This window comes from Pseudomonas sp. SDO524_S393, assembly GCF_054071875.1.
In genome coordinates this window covers 1-19,099 of sequence record NZ_JBSVVZ010000038.1, presented here as the reverse complement: position 1 = coordinate 19,099, position 19,099 = coordinate 1, and the positions used below count along the sequence as shown (strand labels likewise).

Genomic DNA, 19,099 nt, shown 5'->3' with positions numbered 1-19,099 from the left:
GCAGGCAAAGCGTCGCCGTCAGCGCCTCGGCGGGCGCTTTTCGACCGTGATTAAAGTGTGTGTGGCGCGCGGGTCAGCCCTGTAGCAGGCTCGCGTATTTCTCGATATCGACGTTTCCGCCGGTCACGATGATGCCCACGCGCTGGCCCTTGAACTGGCCGTTGGCGTTACGCAGCGCGGCCAGGCCCAGGCAGCCGGTGGGCTCCACCACCATCTTCATGCGCTGCATGAAGAAGCGCATGCCGTCCACCAGTTGTGCGTCGGACACCGTGAGTATGTCGTTCACCTGGTCACGAATGATCGGGAAGGTGTGGTTGCCCAGGTGCTGGGTCTGCGCGCCGTCGGCGATGGTTGCCGGGGTGTCGATATGCACGATGCTGCCGCTGCGAAACGAGCGCTGACCGTCGTTGCCGGCCTCGGGTTCGACGCCGAACAGTTGACAGTCCGGTGCCAGGGCACGGGTCGACAATGCCGTGCCCGAGAGCATGCCACCGCCGCCCAGGCCAACGAACAACGCGTCCAGCGGGCCGGTGAATTCCAGCAGCTCCTTGGCGGCGGTGCCTTGGCCGGCGAGGACGTCAGGGTGGTCGTAGGACGGAATCAGCGTCATGCCGTGCTCTTGCGCCAGGGTGCGGCCGATCTGCTCGCGGTCCTCCGTGATGCGGTCGTAGAACACCACGCTGGCGCCGTATTCCCGGGTGGCCGCGACCTTGGCCGCTGGCGCATCGGTAGGCATCACGATGGTCGCCGGCATTTGCAGCAAGCGCGCCGCCAGGGCAATGCCTTGGGCATGGTTGCCGGAAGAAAACGCTACCACCCCGGCCTTGCGCTGCTGTTCGTCAAAACGCGACAGGGCATTGAACGCACCGCGAAATTTGAACGAGCCGGTGCGTTGCAGGTTCTCGCACTTGATGAATACCTGGGCGCCGGTCTCGGCATCCAGGGTGCGAGAGGTGAAAACCGGGGTGCGATGGGCAAAGCCTTCCAGGCGTTGAGCGGCGGCGACGACGTCGTGATAAGTGGACAGTTGCATAAGACGGACCTCTGGAAATGTACCCGGGCAGGGGAGCCCTGCAGCCTTTGTTTGGATAAAATATCCATATAAAGACAAATTGTAAAGTTCCGTTTGTCACGGCCCATGGGCACGTCAGGCGACGCCGCTCGACGGTCAGTGGGTGGGGTGTTAGGTTTCCGAGCTTGTCTGACTGTTAGAGGGTTTTACGTTGATCCGGCTCACCGATTACATCGCCGACTTTTCCCAGTCGCCACTGGCACCCTGGGCAGACCTGACACCTTGGGCACTGGTCACCCAGGCGCCGGTGATCGTTCGTCAAATGCTCGCGCGGCTACCCGCTGACGAATACGTCATCCACGATGAAATTGCCGTTCACCGTACCGCTAAGGTGGAGCAGGGCGCTTTGCTCAAGCCGCCGTTGATCATTGGCGCCCACTGCTTTATCGCCAGCGGCACCTTGTTGCGGGGTGGCTGCTGGCTGGACGAGCGCTGCATTATCGGTCCCGGAGCGGAGTTGAAAACTTCATTCGTGTTCAGCGGCAGCAAGCTGGCGCATTTCAATTTCGTTGGCGATTCGGTGCTGGGCCATGGGATCAACCTGGAAGCCGGCAGCATCGTCGCCAACTACCGCAACGAGCGTTCGGACAAGGAAATATTGGTACGCGTCAACGGGCACTTGCAGCGTACCGGGTGCGACAAGTTTGGCGCGTTGCTCGGCGATCAGTGCCGGGTCGGCGCCAATGGCGTGTTGGCGCCTGGAGCAGTGATGGCGCCTGCCAGCGTGGTAGGGCGTGGCCAAGTGTTCGATGCGGAGATATCCGTTTAAACGCAATGTTCAAAAGATCGTGGTGTGTTGCGGCGATATTAAATAGAATTCAATCTCATTTGAGACTCAGTCGCGCCGCGCAGGTTGGTTGCCATGAATGATGCTGTTGCGCCTACGCAGGCCCCCGAACTCACCCTGACGAATCTGTATCGCGACCACCGCAGCTGGCTGGAAAGCTGGCTGCGGCGGCGCCTGGGCAACGCCTGGGATGCGGCAGACCTGAGCCAGGACACCTTTGTGCGGGTATTGGCCAGCGCGCAGCCGATTGCGCACTTGCAGGAACCTCGTGCGTATCTGGTCACGGTGGGCAAGCGCCTGCTGATCAACTTCCACCAGCGGCGCAGCTTGGAGCAGGCCTACCTGAAGGCCCTGGCGAACCTGCCCGATGCCTGCGTGCCATCTCCCGAACAGCGCTGGCTGGTCCTGGAAACCCTGCACGCCCTGGATGAATTGCTCGACGGTTTGCCGGCGCTGGTGCGTCGCGCGTTTCTGTGGAGCCAGCTGGAGGGGTTGGGGTACCGCGAGATTGCCGAGCGGCTTGGGGTGTCCGAACGTACGGTAAAACGCTATATGGCCCAGGCTTACGAACACTGCCTGCTGGTGGACCTGTGAACCGCGATGTCGCCCGCGCTGCCGCGCAATGGCTGGCACTGTTGGAGTCCGGTGCGGCCACCGAGCGTGATCACGCCAACTTGCAGCAGTGGCGCGACAGCCATCCCCAGCATGAACAGACTTGGCAGAATGCCCAGTCCCTGCGCCAGCGTTTCAACGATTTGCCCCAGGCCCTGGCGATGGCCAGCCTTGATCGCCCGCAACCGGGGCGGCGGGCGTTGCTCAAGCGCGCCCTGGGCATGGCTGCGCTGGTGCCGACCGCCTGGCTGATCAGCCGACAGCTGCCCATCGAAGCCTGGCGGGCCGACCTGCACACCGCAACCGGCGAGCGCAAACGCTTGCCATTGGCGGACGGCGGCAGCTTGCAACTCAATACTGCGACGGCAGTGGACGTGGACCTCGCGCAGCGGCGCATCAGCCTGGTGGAAGGTGAACTGGCGTTGAGCGTGCCGGAGGCGACGGCGATGAGCATTCAGACGCGCTATGGAGAGTTGCGCGTCGGCCAGGCCGAAGTGTGTGTGCGCCAGCTGGAGGCCGGGTGCCGGATGTCGGTGTTCAAGGGCTCGGTGCAAGTGCGTGATCTCAAGGGGCAGTTGTCGCTGCTGCAGAGTGGCCAGCAAGCGTTGCTCAAGGCCGACGGGGTTGGTGCAAGGATGCCGTTCGATGTGCTGCAACTCGACTGGCGCGAAGGCGTGCTGACCGCGCAAAACCAGGCGCTGGGCGATTTTCTGCGCGAGCTGGAACGCTATCGCCCGGGCGTATTGCGCTGGGACCCGAGCCTGGAAACGCTGCGGGTCACGGGCAGTTTCCGTCTGGAAAACACAGACCGAATCCTCGACCTGCTGGTCCAGACGCTGGACCTGGAACTGCACGCTCGCACGCGCTATTGGGTCACCCTCACACCGCGCCAATCGTTCGCCTGATCCTGGCCCTGCATTACTTGTCGAACCGTCGCACCGCCCGCGCCGGGCTGCATAGCAGCCCCACTAAAACCACCGCGTTGTTTCAGGAAGAATGCGGCGCCTGGTTTTGGGGCGGCTTCGCCACCCAGCGCAGGACAAGCCTGCTCACCACAGTGGCTGTGTGTTGCATCAGATGGATTTGCCGGTTTTTTGTAGTGAGCGGGCTTGTCGAATCGTCGCACCGCCCGCGCCGGGCTGCGCAGCAGCCCCAACAAGGCCGCTGCGGCAGGCCAGAATGCCAAGGTCAGATCACATGGGCGCGTTGCAGCTCAGTCAAGGACAGCGCCTTGAGGCTGGCCAGCAACGGATCACGCCGGTCACGCGGGTGCGGCAGGTCCACCGCCAGTTCCTGGCGAATGCTGCTCGGCCGGTTGTCCATTACCAGCACCCGATCACTCAGGTACAGCGCCTCGTCCACGTCGTGGGTGACCAGCAACAACGCGATGGCGTGGTGCGCAGCCAGTTGCAGTAGCAGGTCCTGCAGTTTCATGCGGGTGAAGGCATCCACCGCGCTGAACGGCTCATCCAGCAGCAACACCTGGGGCCTGGAATACAGGCCACGAGCGATGGCCACCCGTTGCGCCATGCCGCCGGACAACGCTTTGGGCAGTGCATGGGCGAACCCCGTGAGGCCGACTTCCTCGATCAATTGCGTGACCCAGGCCTTGTCATAGTGGTCGTCATCGATGAAGCCGATGTTCTGTTCCACCGTAAGCCAGGGCATCAGCCGGGGTTCCTGGAACACAAAGGCTACGTCTGCGCCTTTGCTGTTGAGTTCGCCCTGATAATCCGTTTCCAGGCCGGCGATGATCCGCAGCAGCGTGCTCTTGCCACAGCCGCTGGGACCCAGCAGGCTGACGGCCTCCCGAGGTTGCAAAGCCAGGCGCACTTCCTTGAGCACGGTGGTGCTGGCGAAGCTTTTGCGTTGAACGTGGATCGTCAACAAAGGCTGGTTGCTCATTGGTCTGCTCCTTGGCCGTTGAAGGTGTCACGCCAGGCCAGGCAGCGCTTTTCCAGCGCTGCGAGCAACCCATCGCTGATCTTGCCGAGCAACGCCAGCACGATAATGGCCGCCAGTACGATGTCCGGCCGTGAGGTTTCTCGCCCATCGCTGAGCAAATACCCCAGCCCCTTGGTGGCCGCGATCAGCTCGGCAGCCACCAGAAACATCCACGCCAGGCTCAAGCCGCTGCGCAAGCCGGTAAACAGGCCGGGCAGGGCGGCGGGCAACAGAATGCGCCGCACCAGGCGCCGCCGACGGAAACCATACATTTGCCCGACCTCCACCAACTTGCGGTCGATATCGCGTATCGCCGACACGCCGTTGAGGTACACCGGGAAGAAGGCGCCAATCGCGATCAGCACCACCTTCGAGGTTTCATCGATACCCAGCCACAGCAGCAACAACGGTACCCAGGCCAGGCTCGGGATCGAGCGCAGCCCGGCGAACGTCGGCTCCAGATAGGCCTCGGCTTCGCGGCTCAGGCCGACCCAGGCCGCGAAGACCAGGGCCAGGCTGGCGCCGATGACAAAGCCGAGCAGCACCCGCAACAGGCTGGCACTGATGTGCTTCCACAGCGCGCCTTCGGCGAGATCGGCGAGCGTCACGGCAATCTCGCTGGGGGCCGGCATCTGGTAGGACGGCAGCCAGCCCAGCCGTACCACCGCTTCGAGCACCAACAGAATCAACACCGGCAACACCAGGCCCTTGAGCCGTCGGGGCCAGGCGCTGCGGGTGATCAGCACCGGCGCCGTCACGGGCAGTACGTGGGTCTTGCTGTTCATCACGCGCTCCTCAATGGCCGAACGAGGTATCGATCAACTGGTCGATCACCTGATCTACATTCACGCCTTTGCGCACCAGCTCTTCAGACACCAGGATCGGTGCGGCCGCCTTGGACGCCACCACATCCTTGCTGCTGAGGAACGGCGTGCTCAAGTCGGTGCGCGAGAGTTGCAGCTTGGCCACTTCCAATGGCAGGCCGGACTCGTCAGCCAGCAGCTTGGCGAATTCATCCGGGTGCTTCACCGCCCAATCGCGGGCCTTTTCGTAGGCGCCAAGAACGTTGGTGATGGTCTGCGGGTGTTCCTTGGCGAACTTCTCGGTGACGCTGACCACGCCGTAGCTGTTGAAATCCTTGTTGCGGTAGAGCAGGCGCGAACCGGCCTGGATTTCACTGGCGGCCATGTGCGGATCCAGACCGGCCCAGGCGTCCACGTCGCCTTTTTCCAGCGCGGTGCGGCCGTCCGGGTGTTGCAGGTGCACCAGTTCCACGTCGTCTTTTTTCAGCCCGGCTTTTTGCAGGCTGCGCAGGGTGAACAGGTACGGATCGGTGCCCTTGGTGGCGGCGATTTTCTTGCCCTTGAGGTCGGTAACGCTCTTGAGTGGCGAGTCCTTGCGCACCACCAGCGCGGTCCATTCGGCGCGGCTGTAGACGTACACCGATTTGATCGGGCTGCCATTGGCGCGGCTCAACACCGCTGACAGGCTGGCCGACGAGGCGAAGTCCACGCCACCGCTATTGAGGTACTCCAGCGAGCGGTTGCTGCCCTGGCTCAGCACCCAGCCGACTTTGCTCTGCGGCAGTGCCTGCTCCAGCCAGCCGAAGTGCTTGAGCACCAGGCTCACCGGCGAGTAGTAGGCGTAATCCAGGTTGACTTGTGCGGGGTCGGTTTCTGCGGCAAATGCTTGTGGGTGAAGGCACAGGACGAGGGCGCACGCGCCGAGTAAACGTGTGGTGAAGGGGGTCATGGAACAGCTCCGGGCTACATAAGCGAACAAGGCGTTGAGAGAAGGTTTTCCTTATATTCAGAAAACTGAATCGGCATGCTCCATCATGCTTTATAGGAATATGCAGTCTCTGTGCCAGCTCGCCTGGAGGCGCATTTGCGGGGTTTTACGCGGTAGGTGCTGTAATGGAACAGGGCAGAGTGTTGATCCACTGTTGGCAGGCAAACAGTGCTTAAATAACTTATTCGAATAAATAAAGAGTTATATATTCCTTTTAATGTCTTCTGCGTTAGCGCATTTTGAGGGCCTGCGCATTCGTGCGGATTGACCCAACAGCCAAAAGGAAAGCCGACATGACCATCAAAGCGATCAACGTGCGCAACCAGTTCAAGGGCGTAATCAAGGAAATCCTGCTGGGGGAGGTGGTGTCCGAAATCGACGTGCAAACCGCGTCCGGGATCGTGACTTCGGTCATTACCACGCGCTCGGTGCGAGACTTGGAATTGAAAGTGGGCAGTGAAGTGATTGCCTTTGTGAAGTCCACCGAAGTGTCCATCGCCAAGTTGTAGGTATCTGAACAGGGAGCCGGCCAGCCGGTTTCCCGTTGTTCTTATCCAACGTCATTACCTTCTGCTTCATACTTACAAGCGCAATGCTTGATAACAAATTCACTGGGAACTTATTTGGTGTTTTGTGGATAGCATTATTCAGATAGTCCTTACATTGAGACCCTTTGCCATTTTGTATGTTCAGGCCATGGACTCATGTTGCAGGGAGGGCAAGGTTCTTTATCTATAGTTGGGACACTTATGCACCTACTCTCCTCGATAACCGGCTCGCAGCACATTCCCCTTGTTTCCCCCAGTGATCACGCGGGTGATGCCACTCATACGCGTACGCGCAGGCAGCTTCCCAATACTGCCGACGTGCCGTCCGCTGCTCCCCCTGTTTTTATACCGGACGACGCCGTGCCTGCGCATTTTATCAGCAGGGTCAGCCAGGCCAAGTCGGGGCTCGACTATGACTCGTTCATGAACGGCTACAACAATCCTTCTGCTGTCGTGTTGCCGGGTTATTTCAAGGACATGAGCAATATTCAGCTTATGCGGCTGAGCCTGGACCCGTCGATCAGTCCGGAGCAGATAGGGGCTCTGAAGTATCTGATTGAAAAGCGCCTGGTTAACGAAGCACTTAAATACGTCAATCTGTTCACGGAAATAATGACGGGTGATGGCGTAAAAGTAACGCCGATGCCCCAGGGCTTCTATCTGCGGGTCATCAACATGTTTTCCACAGGGGAATGTTCAGGGATCTCGCACTTAATGTCGCTGGCGGTAGCCGAGGGGAAAGAGCATATCTTTCTGGGTAACATCTATCAGGCGCTTGCGAATCCGGATGCGCCTGAGTCCCAGGCGTTTTTCCAGAAACTGGCTCAAGTACACGCGAGCGTTAAAGGTCCCCGTGACGCGCATGATCCGAAGACCATGAAGTTGGTGCCTCCTGCCGCCATCGCTTCGGAACTGATCGATTCGCCCACCACCAAGACACTCTTGATCAGCACTGGCAGGCACCGTGCGACAGCAGGTGTCATTGTCGACCCCCAAGGACAGCGTACCTACTATTTCTCTGACCCGAACTTTGGTTTTACAACGTTTTCTTCCAAAAAGCGCTTTAAAAAAGGACTGAACACAATATTCACACACCCCAAGCTGAAAGATTTTTTGAAAACGAAATATGAGAGTAATGGAGCGCCTGCATACAAAATAAGTGTATTTGATCGTGATCGCCTGCCTGCCTTTTCTGGTGCGTCAAACGATATAAAATACATGTACAACGCTCCCCTCAGTGGGCTGGATACTCTCAACATCATCAATGTTTCACGTGTGCCAACGGCGGAAAGTCTGACGGTACAAGGAGCAGGGCCATCCTCTGCCGAGATGACCGACTACAACAGGGTTTCCTATGAGTTGAAACACGTGCATGGCACCCAGGGGATGTCGCAGTTTCATAAAGCGATAGATGCGGTAGGCGCCGTAAGGCGTTTTATGCACCATCATCCTGGCAGCGCGCTTTTGCCTCGTATGATTGAACTGGAGCAGCAGTTGACCGGTGCAATCAATGAGGCGCGCGCACCGGTTGATTACCCCTATGCGTTTGAGCGAATGGAACAAAAGCGGGCTCATCTGGTTATCGATAAACTGGGGAAATACAAGCAATTTGGAAGCGCCGTTATTCAGGGCATCGAGTTTAATATGGCTCGCGATATCAGTATGGGGCCTGACAAGTCGCAGCGCGTGACCGATGCAATAACCGCAGCCTTGCTCAAGCTTCAGCAAGGTGATCCCGGCGTGCTGAGGTCACTGGGTTCAACCATCAGTGTCATCATTGCCAAACCCGGTAGTCGACCGGACACGCAGTTGTTTTTCCGGCAACCACCTCTCTTGATCGTGGGTGACGATTTCTTCACCCCTCCTGCGGCCAAAGGCGGCACTGTCGCGGATCAAGTGGGTCGTCAGGCTCAACGCAACGGCGACGCTCCTGCCACCGCAAAACAGGCGGCGCTGCTGACCGGAAAACTCGGCATGCTGGGCTATTACAACGGCGATTCCGGCGGGTTTCTGAAGTTGGTGGATGGCGCGCCCGTCAGTTCGCACTCCAATCCACGCCAAGTGGCAGAGGGCGCCTATACCGCGCGTCTCTATGGGGTGCGTTTGCACAGCAATACCCGCGACGCGGTCAAAAAACTGTTGTCGCCAGACACAGATAAGTCAGCGCCCGCCGCACCCCAAGGACGCAATACATTCTCCAGAGAGGGCGACGCCGAATTCAAACGCCTGCAAGCCCAGGACGCCAGCCAACCGCCAATCCGCGTTGGCGAGATAGACGTCAGCCGCGTCCAGCTCTACCAGATGGGGGTACAGGTTGGCGGCAAGCCGGTAGAAAGTGCAATGGCCCCTGATTCGCAGGGACATACCACGGGTAACGTGCAGATCGACTACAACCGATTTCTGGCATACCTGCAATCGGTTCCGCCTGAAGACGCTGCAAGCATGGCAAACATTGTCAGCGAACTGGCGGCCAATCGCAGTCCTGTCGCCCCCCCTTTGATGACTCGCAGCGATGGCGGGCTTGTTCCCGACACACTTCAAACGTTTGTCGCTGAAACATCACAGCGATCCTCGGCAGTACGTGACCTGTTGCGTAGCGGAAAACCAGTGCCTGCTGATTTTTTTTCTCCGTCAGCGACTGGCGCTCCCGGGGCAAAAACGAATGCCGCCGGGCTCGGATTCCAGGCTTTCAGCACTTATCAAGGGTTGCGCAGTTCTATCGAGAGCCTTCAGAAAGGCGATACAACGGGAGGTGTCATCGGCCTTGGGGCGGTGGCATCCGATTATGTCGGGATGGGGGTCGAAGCTGGCCTGAACAAGGTGGCGCAACATACCGCCAGCAAGGTGGGGCCTTCGGTACTGGGCTTCAAAGCGTCCAGCGTCGGCAAGATGATAGGAAAACTCGGGGGTGGGGCCGGCTTGGTCATCAGTGTTCCCTTTGACATCTACCAGGCCGTCAAGTCCTTTAAAGATGCAGGTGAAAGCACCGGTAAACAGGCTCAAGACCATTACGTCAACGGCGCATTTTCGATTGCCAATGCTACGACATCGATCGTCCTGGGGACCGCGTTTCTGGCGGGTGCCAGTGCCGCAGGGCCGGCGGGGCTGATTGTGGCGGGGGTCTTGATGACTGGGCAGATGATTTACACGGCCGTGCGTACCGTAGAGGACATCGATCAATACACACCGCTGACAGGAGGGCAGAAATTCGTCACGGGCGTTAAATCATTCCTGGGTTTTGAGCCAGGATTCGATGTGATGAAGCCCTACCTGGAAAAGAAATACAGCAGCGAACACGAGCAGCAGAACAGGGACCGCTATCAAAAATTTCTGGAGGGGCCGGGCAAAGAACAGTTTGAGCGGGTGGTGATCGGCGCAACAGATGTCGAGGCCAAGCAGGTGCCGGGTACCGTCCCGCTGACGCCGGCGCTCTGGTATTCGCCCATCACCTGGTTGCTGAACCAGATCAGTGTGCCGGGCCAAGTCACTACCGTTGATGCCAAGGGCGGGAATGACCATATTTCAGGTACGTTCAACTCATGGAACGGCAAGTCTGTCGTCGCCGTGGAAGGTGTACCCGGAGCGCACAAGGCCACGCTGTGGGATCTGGGCGATGGCGATGATTGGGTGACGGGTATCAAGTCCAAGCCCAATTACTTTTTGATGGGTGGCGGAAAAAAGGGCATTAACGGCGGGGATGCCGACGATACTGTGGTGTTTAACGCCGATGCCCGTCAGACGCTGGTGCAGGCCGAGCAAGTGGGTTCGACGACCGCCAAGGACGGCATCAGCCCAAGGCAAACATCACTCGATGGTCAAGGTGGGCGTAATACCCTGGCATTTTCCGGTGCATTGACAACGTCCTACAAGGAAGATGGGCAGGATAAAACCGCTCGATACGTAGGCCACGTGATTAACTTCAAGACGAATACGATCTCGATCAAAACCGAAGATTCGAATACGGAAGGAGTGAAGAAAATCGCGCATTTTCAATCGTTTTCCAGTGTGAGTACGGTCGAAGGCGGGGAAAGCGTTATCCAGGGCAATGATGAGAACAACCTGTTCACGCTCAACGGTGAAAAGGATGTGGTGTTCACCGGCAATGGCGCGAACGTTGTGCATGTGCAGGGCGGTGCGCACATCACGGGAGAAGGCGGGCACAACACCTACATCGTGAACAAGGGGTACAGGAAGGTGGTGATCGCCGACCCAGCCAGCAGTGTCATCAAACTCGACTACAGTGCGGCGCAAGTCTCCGGATGGCGTGTTTCGAGTACGGGTGATTTGTCGGTTGACGTGAGTGACGGCACGCCGGGGAACAGTCGAGCGCTGCTTTTTAAGGGGGCTTTCTCCAGTGATGCAAAGAACGATAAGGCCCGGCCTGTGTTCATCACCAACGACGGGGTGATGATGGTGATCAATGCACCGCGTCAAGACGGCTCCGCGGACCGAACACCGCAGGTGAGCAGCCTTAAAATCCAGACGGATACGGCTAAGCCTGAGTCGCTGCCAGCGGCGTGATAGCCCCCATCAGTTGGCTGGCCACCTCGCCAAGGTGCCAGCCAGCTGATGGCCACGAGTAGACCGGTCAGGCGATTTTCACGCCCGCACCTCCCGGTGGATGGGGCTGCGGGCGCTCAGGCGGGGCATCGGTCGGCAGGTTCTTCGGCGGCTTGTTCGGGTCCTCGTAGTGCTTGTGCAAGCCTCCGTCCAGCCGGTTGCTCGACGAGCCACCTTTTTGCGGCGTCTGGTCGAAGTGTTCCCATTCCGATTGCTGGAAGCGGAAGATACTGTCGTCGGTGGGGGCGTCACGACCACCGTAGTGATGGATTTCGTAGTGGGCGTACTCGACCTTGTCGGCCCAGTTGTCCTGCAACAGGCCGTCGTTCGCCAAGTCGCGGTACCAGTCGTTTTCCTTCTCGGTCGCCTTCTGCTTTTTGTTGTGGTCGACGAAGTAGCCGATGATCCCGCCGACCACCGCCAGCACCACACCCACCAGAAACAACGGCCCGGTCAACGCTGCCGCCGTGCCCGCACCAAACAGCGCCGCAGCGCCCAGCACACCGGCGGACGCGCCAAACGCGCCACCGGCCACTTGCAGGCCGCCTGCGGCTTGCGCCAGCGGGTCTTTACTGTCGACACCGGCCTTGATCGCCAGCGCCCCCAGCACGATATCGGCAAACCCACCGGCGATGTCCGTGGCCGGGCCCAATACCTTGATCACGGAACCGGCGATCTTCGCTGATTTCGAAGCGCCCAACTTGGCGGCACCGGCGGCAGCCAGGCCGTCATCCAGGTGAGTCGCCAGGCCGTCGGTGGCCTCGGTGACGGCCTTGTCGCCGTCGAACATCTTGGAAATGCCGTCGTACTGGCTGTCGGGCACCGCGTCCAGGGCGGCGGAAATCTTGGTCTTGACGTCCGGCGGCATCTCGTTGACGCGGAATTCGAAGTTCGGCTCCTGCAGACCGGTCTTGCCCCAGATCTCCGGCAGTGTCTTGTCCAGCCCGAGGAAGTCCACCAGGCCGCCTTTGCCCAGGGTCTCGCCGATCTTGTCGCCCAGGCGCACGAAGTGACTGGAGCCGCCGGCAAAACTGAGGAAGTCCTTGGCGATGGTCATGCGCTGGGCCGGGGTTTCACCCAGCTTGCCGCCTTTGCCCACCAGTTGGTAAATCGCCGAAAACAGGGTCACGCCGGCACCCAGGGAACCGAGGATGCCCTTGCTGTTGAGGGTATGGAACACCTCGCCGAGCATGCCGCGATCCGCTACGGGAATATACGGTTTGCTCAGGGCGGTCTTGAGGTCGGCCTCGGTGATCGCCCCGTTGTTTTTGTAAACTTCGCCCAACTCCTCCAGGGCCTTGGTGACCGCTGCGGATTTTTCCTTGCCCTGCAGGCCCTCGTTGAGGAATTTTTCCAGGGTTTCCTGGGAGCGGCGCGGCAGGTCGAGCAGGCTGCCCTTGAGCACGCCCTTGAGCAGGCCGAACAAGTCCTTGGTCGCCAGTTCCTTGTTCTCGTCGGAGATCTTGCTCGGGTCCGACAGGATGGCGTTGAGGTCGGTGGTCAGGCCGTCGGCCTGGATGTTCTGTGCCGCCTTGCTCGCCGCTTCCGGGTCGAACAGCGACAGCGAGGTGAGGGTGTCGCTCAGGTCCTTTTGCGCTTCGTAGGTCTTGCCCTGGCTTTGCAGGTCCTTGAGGTACAGCACGTAATCCGGGCTGGACGTCAGGTCGAGCAGCTTCTGCTTGATCTCGTCCTTGTTCGGCAGCTTGTTGAGCGCATCGTCCATCTTGGCCTTGTAGTCGGCCTGCACGGTCGGGTCGTTGAACAACTCACCGATCTGCTTCTGCACGGCCTTGCCATCGATGATGTCGTGCATGTCGGCGGAGGTCAGCTGGGTCTGCTTGTCGTCGAACTCGCGCCAGGTGGTGTTGAAGGGGCGTCGCGCCTCTTCGTAGCCGGTGATGCCGTGGCCGTTCTGGTACGCGGCTTGCGCTTCGAGGGCGCGCACCAGCTTGGCCCGTGGGTCATCCTTGGGAATCGAGCCGTTTTTCACGCCTTCGCGGTAGGTATCGATCAACTGGGTGGTGGCCAGTTCGCTGACGGTCAGGGTCGGTGACTTGTCGTCCTTTTCATCGGCGTGCACACCGGTGTCCATGTTCAGCACATCCAGGTCACCGGGCTTGGGCAGGTTGTACTTGGTGCGCGTGTCGTCCACGGAGCTGGCGGTGAAAGCATCCCATTTGGCCTTGACGTCGTCGTAGAGCTGCGGGCTCAGCTCCTTGGAGACGATGACCTTGCCTTCGCTGGTTTCATAGCGGATCAGGCCGTCGCCCAGCTCGTCGGGCGAACCAAAGGTGATGTCGGTGTTTTTCAGGAAATCATTCGGCCCGGCCAGCTTGTAGCCTTCGCCTTCGCTGGTGTGGATCTTGGCCCAGGTGTCATTGGCGGTGGCGACGCTCTTGAACAGCTCGGGGCTCACGTCCTTGGACACCACCACTTTGGTGCCGTCATGCAGCTCGTAGGTGAGGATGTTGTCTTTCTGGTCGTTGTTCCAGCTGAAGCCCTTGTAGTCGTTGAGGCCCGGTATTGGCGTGTTGGCATCGGCCAGCGCGGCGCCGTTGTTCAGCTCGCCTTCTATCACGGCCTTTTTGCCGGGGTCGGTGTACACCGTGTTGAGGCCGGCGAGGTAGTCGAACAGCTTGGGGTTGTCATCGCGCGCCACGATGACTTTCTGGCCATTGCTTTCGAAACGGATCAGCCCCGGGCCCACTTCGTCTTCGGCGCCGACGGCGGTGCCGCCATACGGGGGCCACACTTCGTTGTCGGTGGCACGCCGGTAACCCGCGGCTTCGCTGCTGGACAAGCCGCTGAAGCTTTCATAGGCGGCCTTGGCCTTGGCGAACGCCTCGGGATTGTCGCGCTCGCTGACGACAAATTTGTTGCCGTCCTGGGTCTCGTAGCGGATCACCCCGGGGCCGGTTTCATCGGGCGGGCCCAGCGCCTTGTAGTCGCCGAGCTTGCCTGGCGCGCTGGCATCGGCGCCCAGACGCTGGTAACCGGCGGATTCACTGGCGACCACGCCACCGAGGGCTTTGAAGTCGGCGCTGACCTGCTTGAACAGTTCCGGGCTGTCCTGCTCGCTGACGATGACTTTCTTGCCGTCCTGGGTTTCGTAGCGGATCAGCCCCGGGCCCACTTCATCCGGCGGGCCGATGGCCTTGTAATCGCTGAGGGCAGGGGGCGGGGTGGCGTCCTTGGCCGCCAGCTCGTAGCCGTCTTTCTTGCTGGAGGCGAGCCCGGAAGGCGTCTTGTCGTGGGACTCGACCTTCTTGTTATCGGCACTTTGCTTGAGGAGTACATGAAACTTGGCACCCGATGAACTCGGCGTGCGGGGGGCGTTGGGCTCGGACGAGCGGTCGAGTGGGCGTGTCGTCATGCCAGGAAACTCCTGCTGTTGCCGCTGGGACTGGTACCCGCGTGACAGTAACAGCAGGGGTTTTGCGCTCGTTGCGAAAAGTTGTGAAATGCCGTTTAACGGTGATGCAGCGCACGCTCCATGCGTTTCACACCTTCCTCGAGCATCGCCCGGGGGCAGCCGAAATTCAGGCGCACGAACTGTTGGCTGTCATCGCCGAACTCGATACCGGCGCTCAGGCCGACCTTGGCCTGGTCCAGGAAGAACTGCTGCGGGTCGTCCAGCCCCAGGGCGCTGCAATCCAGCCAGGCCAGGTAGGTGCCTTGTGGCGCGTGCATCACCACGCCCGGCAAGCGGGTTCGCACGGCGTCCAACAAGTAATCGCGATTGGCTTGCAGGTACTGCACCAGCGCATCCAGCCATTCGCCGCACTGGCTGTAGGCGGCGCGTGTGGCCTCAAGACCCAGCGGGCTGACGCTGTCGACCATGCCGCAGCGGGCGTTGTTGAAGCGCTCGCGGATCTCGGCGTTCTGCACCACGGCAAAGCAGGTTTTCAGGCCGGCCACGTTGTAGGCCTTGCTGGCCGACATCAGCGTGATGGTGCGCTGGGCGATTTCCGGGCTCAGGCTGGCGGTGGGGATATGACGGCGGCCGTCGAAGCACAGTTCGGCATGAATCTCGTCCGAGATGATCAGCGCGCCGCTTGCCAGGCAGGCATTGGCCACGGCCAGCAGTTCTTCGCGGGGGAAGACCTTGCCCATGGGGTTGTGCGGGTTGCTCAGCAGCAAGGCGCCGGCGCCGCTCAGTGCCTGGCGTAGGGCCGGTAGCGGGGTCAGGTATTCACCGTTGACGAGCTCGAAGGGTACTTCGATGCGCGGCAGGTTCCAGTGGCCGGGCGCGAGGCGAATCGGGCGGTAGTTGGGGGTTTGCAGCACCACCGGCTGGCCCGGCTGCACAAATGCATGCAGGGCCATGTTGAAACCGGGCTCGACACCCGGCAAAAACACCAGCTCTTCAGGTTGTACGCGCCAGGCGTACTTGGCCCACAGGTCGGCCACGACCGCGTCGCGCACGTCCGGGCCGGCCACGCTGTAACCGAGAATCTGCTGGTCCAGGCGCTGGTGCAGGGCGTGTAACACGGCAGGTGGAGCGGCGATGTCCATGTCGGCGATCCACATCGGCAAAACGTCTTGCGGGTAGCGGTTCCACTTGGTGCTGCCGGTGCCGAGGCGGGAGTGGATCGTGTCGAAATCAAAACTCATGGAGGGCTCGTGTCGGGACGTAGGCGCAAGAAATGGCGCTGATTCTAGCGCCATTAATTTTATAGGCCAGAGCTGATTGCCTCCGACAGCTGCCGATGTGCCTGTTCCACGGCGCGGTTGACCGCCTCTTCACCCCGCGCCATGGCGCCCAGGTACACGAAGTCCACCGTGCGAATGCCCACCGTAGACAGGATGGCGGTCACATACGGGGTCAGAAAGTCCTGGTCATTGGTTTTGCGGGCGCTGCCCGAACTGACCAGCACAAAGGTGCGCCGATCGTCGAGCAGGCCGACTTTCTGGAACTGCGCATTGAACGTGAAGCTGCGCTGGGCGCGCACCACGTGATCGATCCAGGCCTTGAGCGCCGCCGGCACGGTGAGGTTGTGCACCGGGGTGCAGAGGATCAGCAGGTCACAGGCCTCCAACTCCTCGATCAACTGGTCCGACAGCACCGTTGCGCTGCTGTTCAGGCCCCCGGGGGTAGTCAGCGCATTGGCATATTCCCGGGACAGCGGCGGCAGGGCCTGGCCGCCATAGTCGCGTTCAGTGACTTCGGCGTCCGGTACCTGGGTGCGCAGCAGGGCGCGCGCCAGCCTGAACGTCTGCGCCGCCTTGCCGTGGGGGCTGAAACTGAGCAGTAGGGCACGGGTCATGGGGTCAGGTCCTGGGAAAAGTGCATGCCCCGCGCCAGCAGGCCTTGGCGAAAATAGAAGCGTTGGGCCAGGGCCATATGCAGGCCGGTGTCCAGCACCAGGTAGCGATAGCCCAGGGCGCGGGTTTTCTCGCGTACGCAGTCGAGCAGTTGCTCACCCAGGCCACGTCGTTGCAGCGCGGCGTCGACCACCAGGTCATCCACGTAGACATAGCGCCCATACAAGGTGTTTTCCGTGAGCCGGTAGCCGGCCAGGCCGATCACCTTGCCGTGCTCGCGCGCGGCCAGCAGGTGGTAGCCGTTCTGCTGCTGGCGCTGGACCTGCGCAGCGAATGCCGCCGCATCGGTCAAGTGAGGACGCAGTTGTTGCATTACCGCGAAGCTGGCGATGCAGTCGGCGTCGCTGTCCATCAATACAAACTCGACCTGTTCATTCATTACCCTGGCTCTCCAGGTGCGCCTTGACCGCCGCCGGCACTTTGCGAAAGCTGATGGCCACGCGGTTCAGGGCGTTCATCAACGCGATGGCGAGGGTCAGGTCGGCCACTTCCTTTTCGCTGAACACGCCGGCGACTTTGGCGTAGTCGGCGTCCGGCACTTGGGTTTGCGCGACCTGGGTGACCACTTCGGCCCAGGCCAGGGCGGCACATTCGCGCGGGGTAAACAATGGGTGCGCTTCGTGCCAGGCGGCCAACAACGCAAGCTTTTCTGGGCGAGTGCCCAGTTTCAGCAGGTCGCGGGAATGGGCGTCCAGGCAGTAGGCGCAACCGTTGAGCTGGGAGACGCGCAGGTACACCAGGTCAATCAGTTCCTTTTCCAGGCCGCAACCGTGGATATAACTGTGCACGGAACCCAGGGCCTTATAGCCGGTGGGAGCCACCTGGGCGTAGTCGAGACGGTGTTTCATGGTGCAGTCCTTCTATTGATCAAGGGATGCACCATTTTCAGGGGCGCTCCTGTCGCCTGACAGGGGCATGATTGGACAAGTGGGTTGGGACATGAGCAGACTTCCGCCTGTCTACCTGCCGAGCCTGTCCGCGATGCCACCGTTGCCCAAATACCAGGAAATCTACCGCCGCTTTCGCCTCGCCATCGACCAGGGCCAACTGGGTCCGGGGGATCGGGTGCCGTCGGTACGCAGCCTCGCGCTGGAGCTCAAAGTCGCCCGCGGCACGGTAGAGGCCGCGTATCAGTTGTTGATCAGCGAGGGCTTCTTCGAAGCGCGGGGACAGGCAGGTACGGTGATTGCCGGTTCACTGCCTTCTGTTGCCGCGCCCCCTGTACCGGCACCGGTCGCGCCCGTCGCCCGATCCCTGCAAATGGGCCTGCCGGCTTTGGATGCGTTCCCGCGCAAACTTTGGGCGCGGCTGGTGACGCACCAGGTGCGTCGCACCGATGCCGACAGCCTGACCATGGGCGATGTGTGCGGCGCCCCGGCCCTGCGCGTGGCGATTGCCCGTTACCTCGCGCTGTATCGGGGTATCGAGTGCACGCCGCAGCAAGTCTTTGTGTGCGCCGGGTATGCGGGGTGCCTGATGCTGCTGTGCGATGCGCTCGCGCTGGCTGGCCAGCGGTGCTGGTTCGAAGACCCGGGCTACCTGCATGCGCGGCAGTTGTTGCTGCACAAGGGCGTGGAACTGGTGCCGGTGCCGGTGGACCGTGACGGCCTCGACGTCGAACAGGGCCGACAGCGGCACCGCGATGCGCGTCTGGCCATTGTCACCCCGGCACACCAGAGCCCACTGGGTGTGGCACTCAGCCCGGCGCGTCGCCAGGCCCTGCTGGACTGGGCGCGCGAGCAGGGCAGTTGGGTGGTCGAAGACGACTACGACAGTGAGTTTCGCTATCAGGGCCAGCCATTGGCGGCGCTTAAAAGCAGTGACACGGATGATCGGGTGATCTGTGCCGGCAGTTTCAGCAAGATGCTGTTTCCCGGATTGCGCCTGGGGTATCTGGTGGTGCCGCAGGCGTTGGTGGACACCTTCGAGCGCAGTGCCGGGGTATTGCAGCAGCGCAGCACACCGTTGTTGCAACTGACGGTGGCGGATTTTCTCGAACAAGGGCATTTCAACCGGCACCTCAAGGCCATGCGCACCTTGTATGCGCAACGGCGGGGCTGGTTGGTGGCGGCGTTGCGCGAGCATTGCGGAGCGTTTTTGCGGGTGGATGAGCAGGCTGGCGGGATCAATTTGTTGGCGCGGTTGTCGGTCGACGTGCCGGACGGCGTTGTCGCCGATGCGGCGAATCGTGAAGGGTTGGCGGTTCAGGCACTGTCACGCTGGGCGCTGGAACCGGGGCGGGGGCAGGGGGTGTTGATGGGGTTTACCAATGTGCTGAGTGTGGGGCAGGCGCGGGAGTTGGCGTTGGGGTTGCGCGGTGTTTTTGAGTGCATATCCGTTGCTGCGGCGACGGCCTGGTAGCCGACCGGTTTCTGGAAGCCGGTCCCAGCCCAAATGTGGGAGCGGGCTTGCTCGCGAAGGCGGCGTGTCAGCGATTACAGCGCTAACTGATCCACCGCT

The 19,099-nt window shown here is 60.9% G+C and carries 15 protein-coding genes; 6 read left to right on the top strand and 9 right to left on the bottom strand.

Annotated features, from left to right (window positions below; all coding sequences use genetic code 11):
• Positions 1-73 precede the first annotated feature (73 nt).
• The gene (locus ACW9IB_RS17605) at positions 74-1,033 is read right to left on the bottom strand and encodes a threo-3-hydroxy-L-aspartate ammonia-lyase (RefSeq protein ID WP_457367551.1); all 960 of its coding nucleotides are present in this window, start codon (positions 1,031-1,033) and stop codon (positions 74-76) included.
• A 190-nt stretch (positions 1,034-1,223) separates the two neighbouring features.
• Between ACW9IB_RS17605 and ACW9IB_RS17600 the strand changes: the two genes are divergently transcribed.
• The 3 genes from ACW9IB_RS17600 to ACW9IB_RS17590 all read left to right on the top strand — a co-directional run bounded on the left by ACW9IB_RS17600 (position 1,224) and on the right by ACW9IB_RS17590 (position 3,376).
• Entirely contained in the window at positions 1,224-1,841 is a 618-nt protein-coding gene (locus ACW9IB_RS17600) for an LpxA family transferase (RefSeq protein WP_457414676.1), read from the top strand.
• A 93-nt stretch (positions 1,842-1,934) separates the two neighbouring features.
• Positions 1,935-2,453 (top strand): sigma-70 family RNA polymerase sigma factor, encoded by a 519-nt coding sequence (locus ACW9IB_RS17595; RefSeq protein WP_457414675.1) that lies wholly within the window; start codon positions 1,935-1,937, stop codon positions 2,451-2,453.
• The gene (locus ACW9IB_RS17590; protein ID WP_457414673.1) at positions 2,450-3,376 is read left to right on the top strand and encodes a FecR domain-containing protein; all 927 of its coding nucleotides are present in this window, start codon (positions 2,450-2,452) and stop codon (positions 3,374-3,376) included. The genes ACW9IB_RS17595 and ACW9IB_RS17590 overlap by 4 nt, the downstream gene beginning before the upstream one ends.
• Before the next feature lie 283 nt (positions 3,377-3,659).
• Here the strand turns inward: ACW9IB_RS17590 and ACW9IB_RS17585 are convergent, their stop codons facing one another.
• The 3 genes from ACW9IB_RS17585 to ACW9IB_RS17575 are packed head-to-tail and all read right to left on the bottom strand — an operon-like array spanning position 3,660 to position 6,167.
• Complete coding sequence (locus ACW9IB_RS17585; protein ID WP_457414671.1) at positions 3,660-4,376, bottom strand: ABC transporter ATP-binding protein; 717 nt, start codon at positions 4,374-4,376, stop codon at positions 3,660-3,662.
• Positions 4,373-5,200, bottom strand: coding sequence for an ABC transporter permease (locus ACW9IB_RS17580; protein WP_457414668.1), 828 nt, complete (start codon positions 5,198-5,200; stop codon positions 4,373-4,375). The genes ACW9IB_RS17585 and ACW9IB_RS17580 overlap by 4 nt, the downstream gene beginning before the upstream one ends.
• A gap of 10 nt (positions 5,201-5,210) precedes the next feature.
• Entirely contained in the window at positions 5,211-6,167 is a 957-nt protein-coding gene (locus tag ACW9IB_RS17575) for an aliphatic sulfonate ABC transporter substrate-binding protein (protein ID WP_457414667.1), read from the bottom strand.
• Between the two features lie 332 nt (positions 6,168-6,499).
• Between ACW9IB_RS17575 and ACW9IB_RS17570 the strand changes: the two genes are divergently transcribed.
• Together ACW9IB_RS17570 and ACW9IB_RS17565 are read left to right on the top strand one after the other, a co-directional pair.
• On the top strand, positions 6,500-6,715 hold the full coding sequence (locus tag ACW9IB_RS17570) for a TOBE domain-containing protein (protein ID WP_003173733.1): 216 nt from the start codon (positions 6,500-6,502) through the stop codon (positions 6,713-6,715).
• Positions 6,716-6,955: 240 nt separating this feature from the next.
• Entirely contained in the window at positions 6,956-11,275 is a 4,320-nt protein-coding gene (locus tag ACW9IB_RS17565; RefSeq protein WP_457414665.1) for a hypothetical protein, read from the top strand.
• A 67-nt stretch (positions 11,276-11,342) separates the two neighbouring features.
• Here ACW9IB_RS17565 and ACW9IB_RS17560 read toward each other — a convergent pair whose 3' ends face one another.
• From ACW9IB_RS17560 to ACW9IB_RS17540, 5 genes are all read right to left on the bottom strand, one after another.
• A complete protein-coding gene (locus ACW9IB_RS17560) occupies positions 11,343-14,687 on the bottom strand; it encodes a hypothetical protein (RefSeq protein WP_457414664.1) in 3,345 nt (1,114 codons plus the stop codon).
• Between the two features lie 95 nt (positions 14,688-14,782).
• A complete protein-coding gene (locus ACW9IB_RS17555; RefSeq protein ID WP_457414662.1) occupies positions 14,783-15,928 on the bottom strand; it encodes a MalY/PatB family protein in 1,146 nt (381 codons plus the stop codon).
• 59 nt (positions 15,929-15,987) lie between these two features.
• A complete protein-coding gene (locus tag ACW9IB_RS17550) occupies positions 15,988-16,581 on the bottom strand; it encodes an FMN-dependent NADH-azoreductase (RefSeq protein ID WP_457367561.1) in 594 nt (197 codons plus the stop codon).
• Entirely contained in the window at positions 16,578-17,018 is a 441-nt protein-coding gene (locus ACW9IB_RS17545) for an N-acetyltransferase family protein (protein WP_457414660.1), read from the bottom strand. Before ACW9IB_RS17545 ends, ACW9IB_RS17550 begins: the two co-directional genes overlap by 4 nt.
• Entirely contained in the window at positions 17,011-17,487 is a 477-nt protein-coding gene (locus tag ACW9IB_RS17540; RefSeq protein WP_457367563.1) for a carboxymuconolactone decarboxylase family protein, read from the bottom strand. Before ACW9IB_RS17540 ends, ACW9IB_RS17545 begins: the two co-directional genes overlap by 8 nt.
• A 133-nt stretch (positions 17,488-17,620) precedes the next feature.
• On the opposite strand from ACW9IB_RS17540, the gene pdxR reads away from it, so the two are divergent.
• Entirely contained in the window at positions 17,621-19,000 is a 1,380-nt protein-coding gene (pdxR, locus tag ACW9IB_RS17535) for a MocR-like pyridoxine biosynthesis transcription factor PdxR (protein ID WP_457414710.1), read from the top strand.
• The last annotated feature ends 99 nt before the right edge of the window (positions 19,001-19,099 follow it).

Coding starts and splice junctions, on each gene's coding strand:
- ACW9IB_RS17605 (WP_457367551.1), bottom strand. CDS start 1,033: ATGCAACTGTCCACTTATCACGACGTCGTCGCCGCCGCTCAACGCCTG.
- ACW9IB_RS17595 (WP_457414675.1), top strand. CDS start 1,935: ATGAATGATGCTGTTGCGCCTACGCAGGCCCCCGAACTCACCCTGACG.
- ACW9IB_RS17585 (WP_457414671.1), bottom strand. CDS start 4,376: ATGAGCAACCAGCCTTTGTTGACGATCCACGTTCAACGCAAAAGCTTC.
- ACW9IB_RS17580 (WP_457414668.1), bottom strand. CDS start 5,200: ATGAACAGCAAGACCCACGTACTGCCCGTGACGGCGCCGGTGCTGATC.
- ACW9IB_RS17575 (WP_457414667.1), bottom strand. CDS start 6,167: ATGACCCCCTTCACCACACGTTTACTCGGCGCGTGCGCCCTCGTCCTG.
- ACW9IB_RS17570 (WP_003173733.1), top strand. CDS start 6,500: ATGACCATCAAAGCGATCAACGTGCGCAACCAGTTCAAGGGCGTAATC.
- ACW9IB_RS17565 (WP_457414665.1), top strand. CDS start 6,956: ATGCACCTACTCTCCTCGATAACCGGCTCGCAGCACATTCCCCTTGTT.
- ACW9IB_RS17560 (WP_457414664.1), bottom strand. CDS start 14,687: ATGACGACACGCCCACTCGACCGCTCGTCCGAGCCCAACGCCCCCCGC.
- ACW9IB_RS17555 (WP_457414662.1), bottom strand. CDS start 15,928: ATGAGTTTTGATTTCGACACGATCCACTCCCGCCTCGGCACCGGCAGC.
- ACW9IB_RS17550 (WP_457367561.1), bottom strand. CDS start 16,581: ATGACCCGTGCCCTACTGCTCAGTTTCAGCCCCCACGGCAAGGCGGCG.
- ACW9IB_RS17545 (WP_457414660.1), bottom strand. CDS start 17,018: ATGAATGAACAGGTCGAGTTTGTATTGATGGACAGCGACGCCGACTGC.
- ACW9IB_RS17540 (WP_457367563.1), bottom strand. CDS start 17,487: ATGAAACACCGTCTCGACTACGCCCAGGTGGCTCCCACCGGCTATAAG.
- pdxR (WP_457414710.1), top strand. CDS start 17,621: ATGCCACCGTTGCCCAAATACCAGGAAATCTACCGCCGCTTTCGCCTC.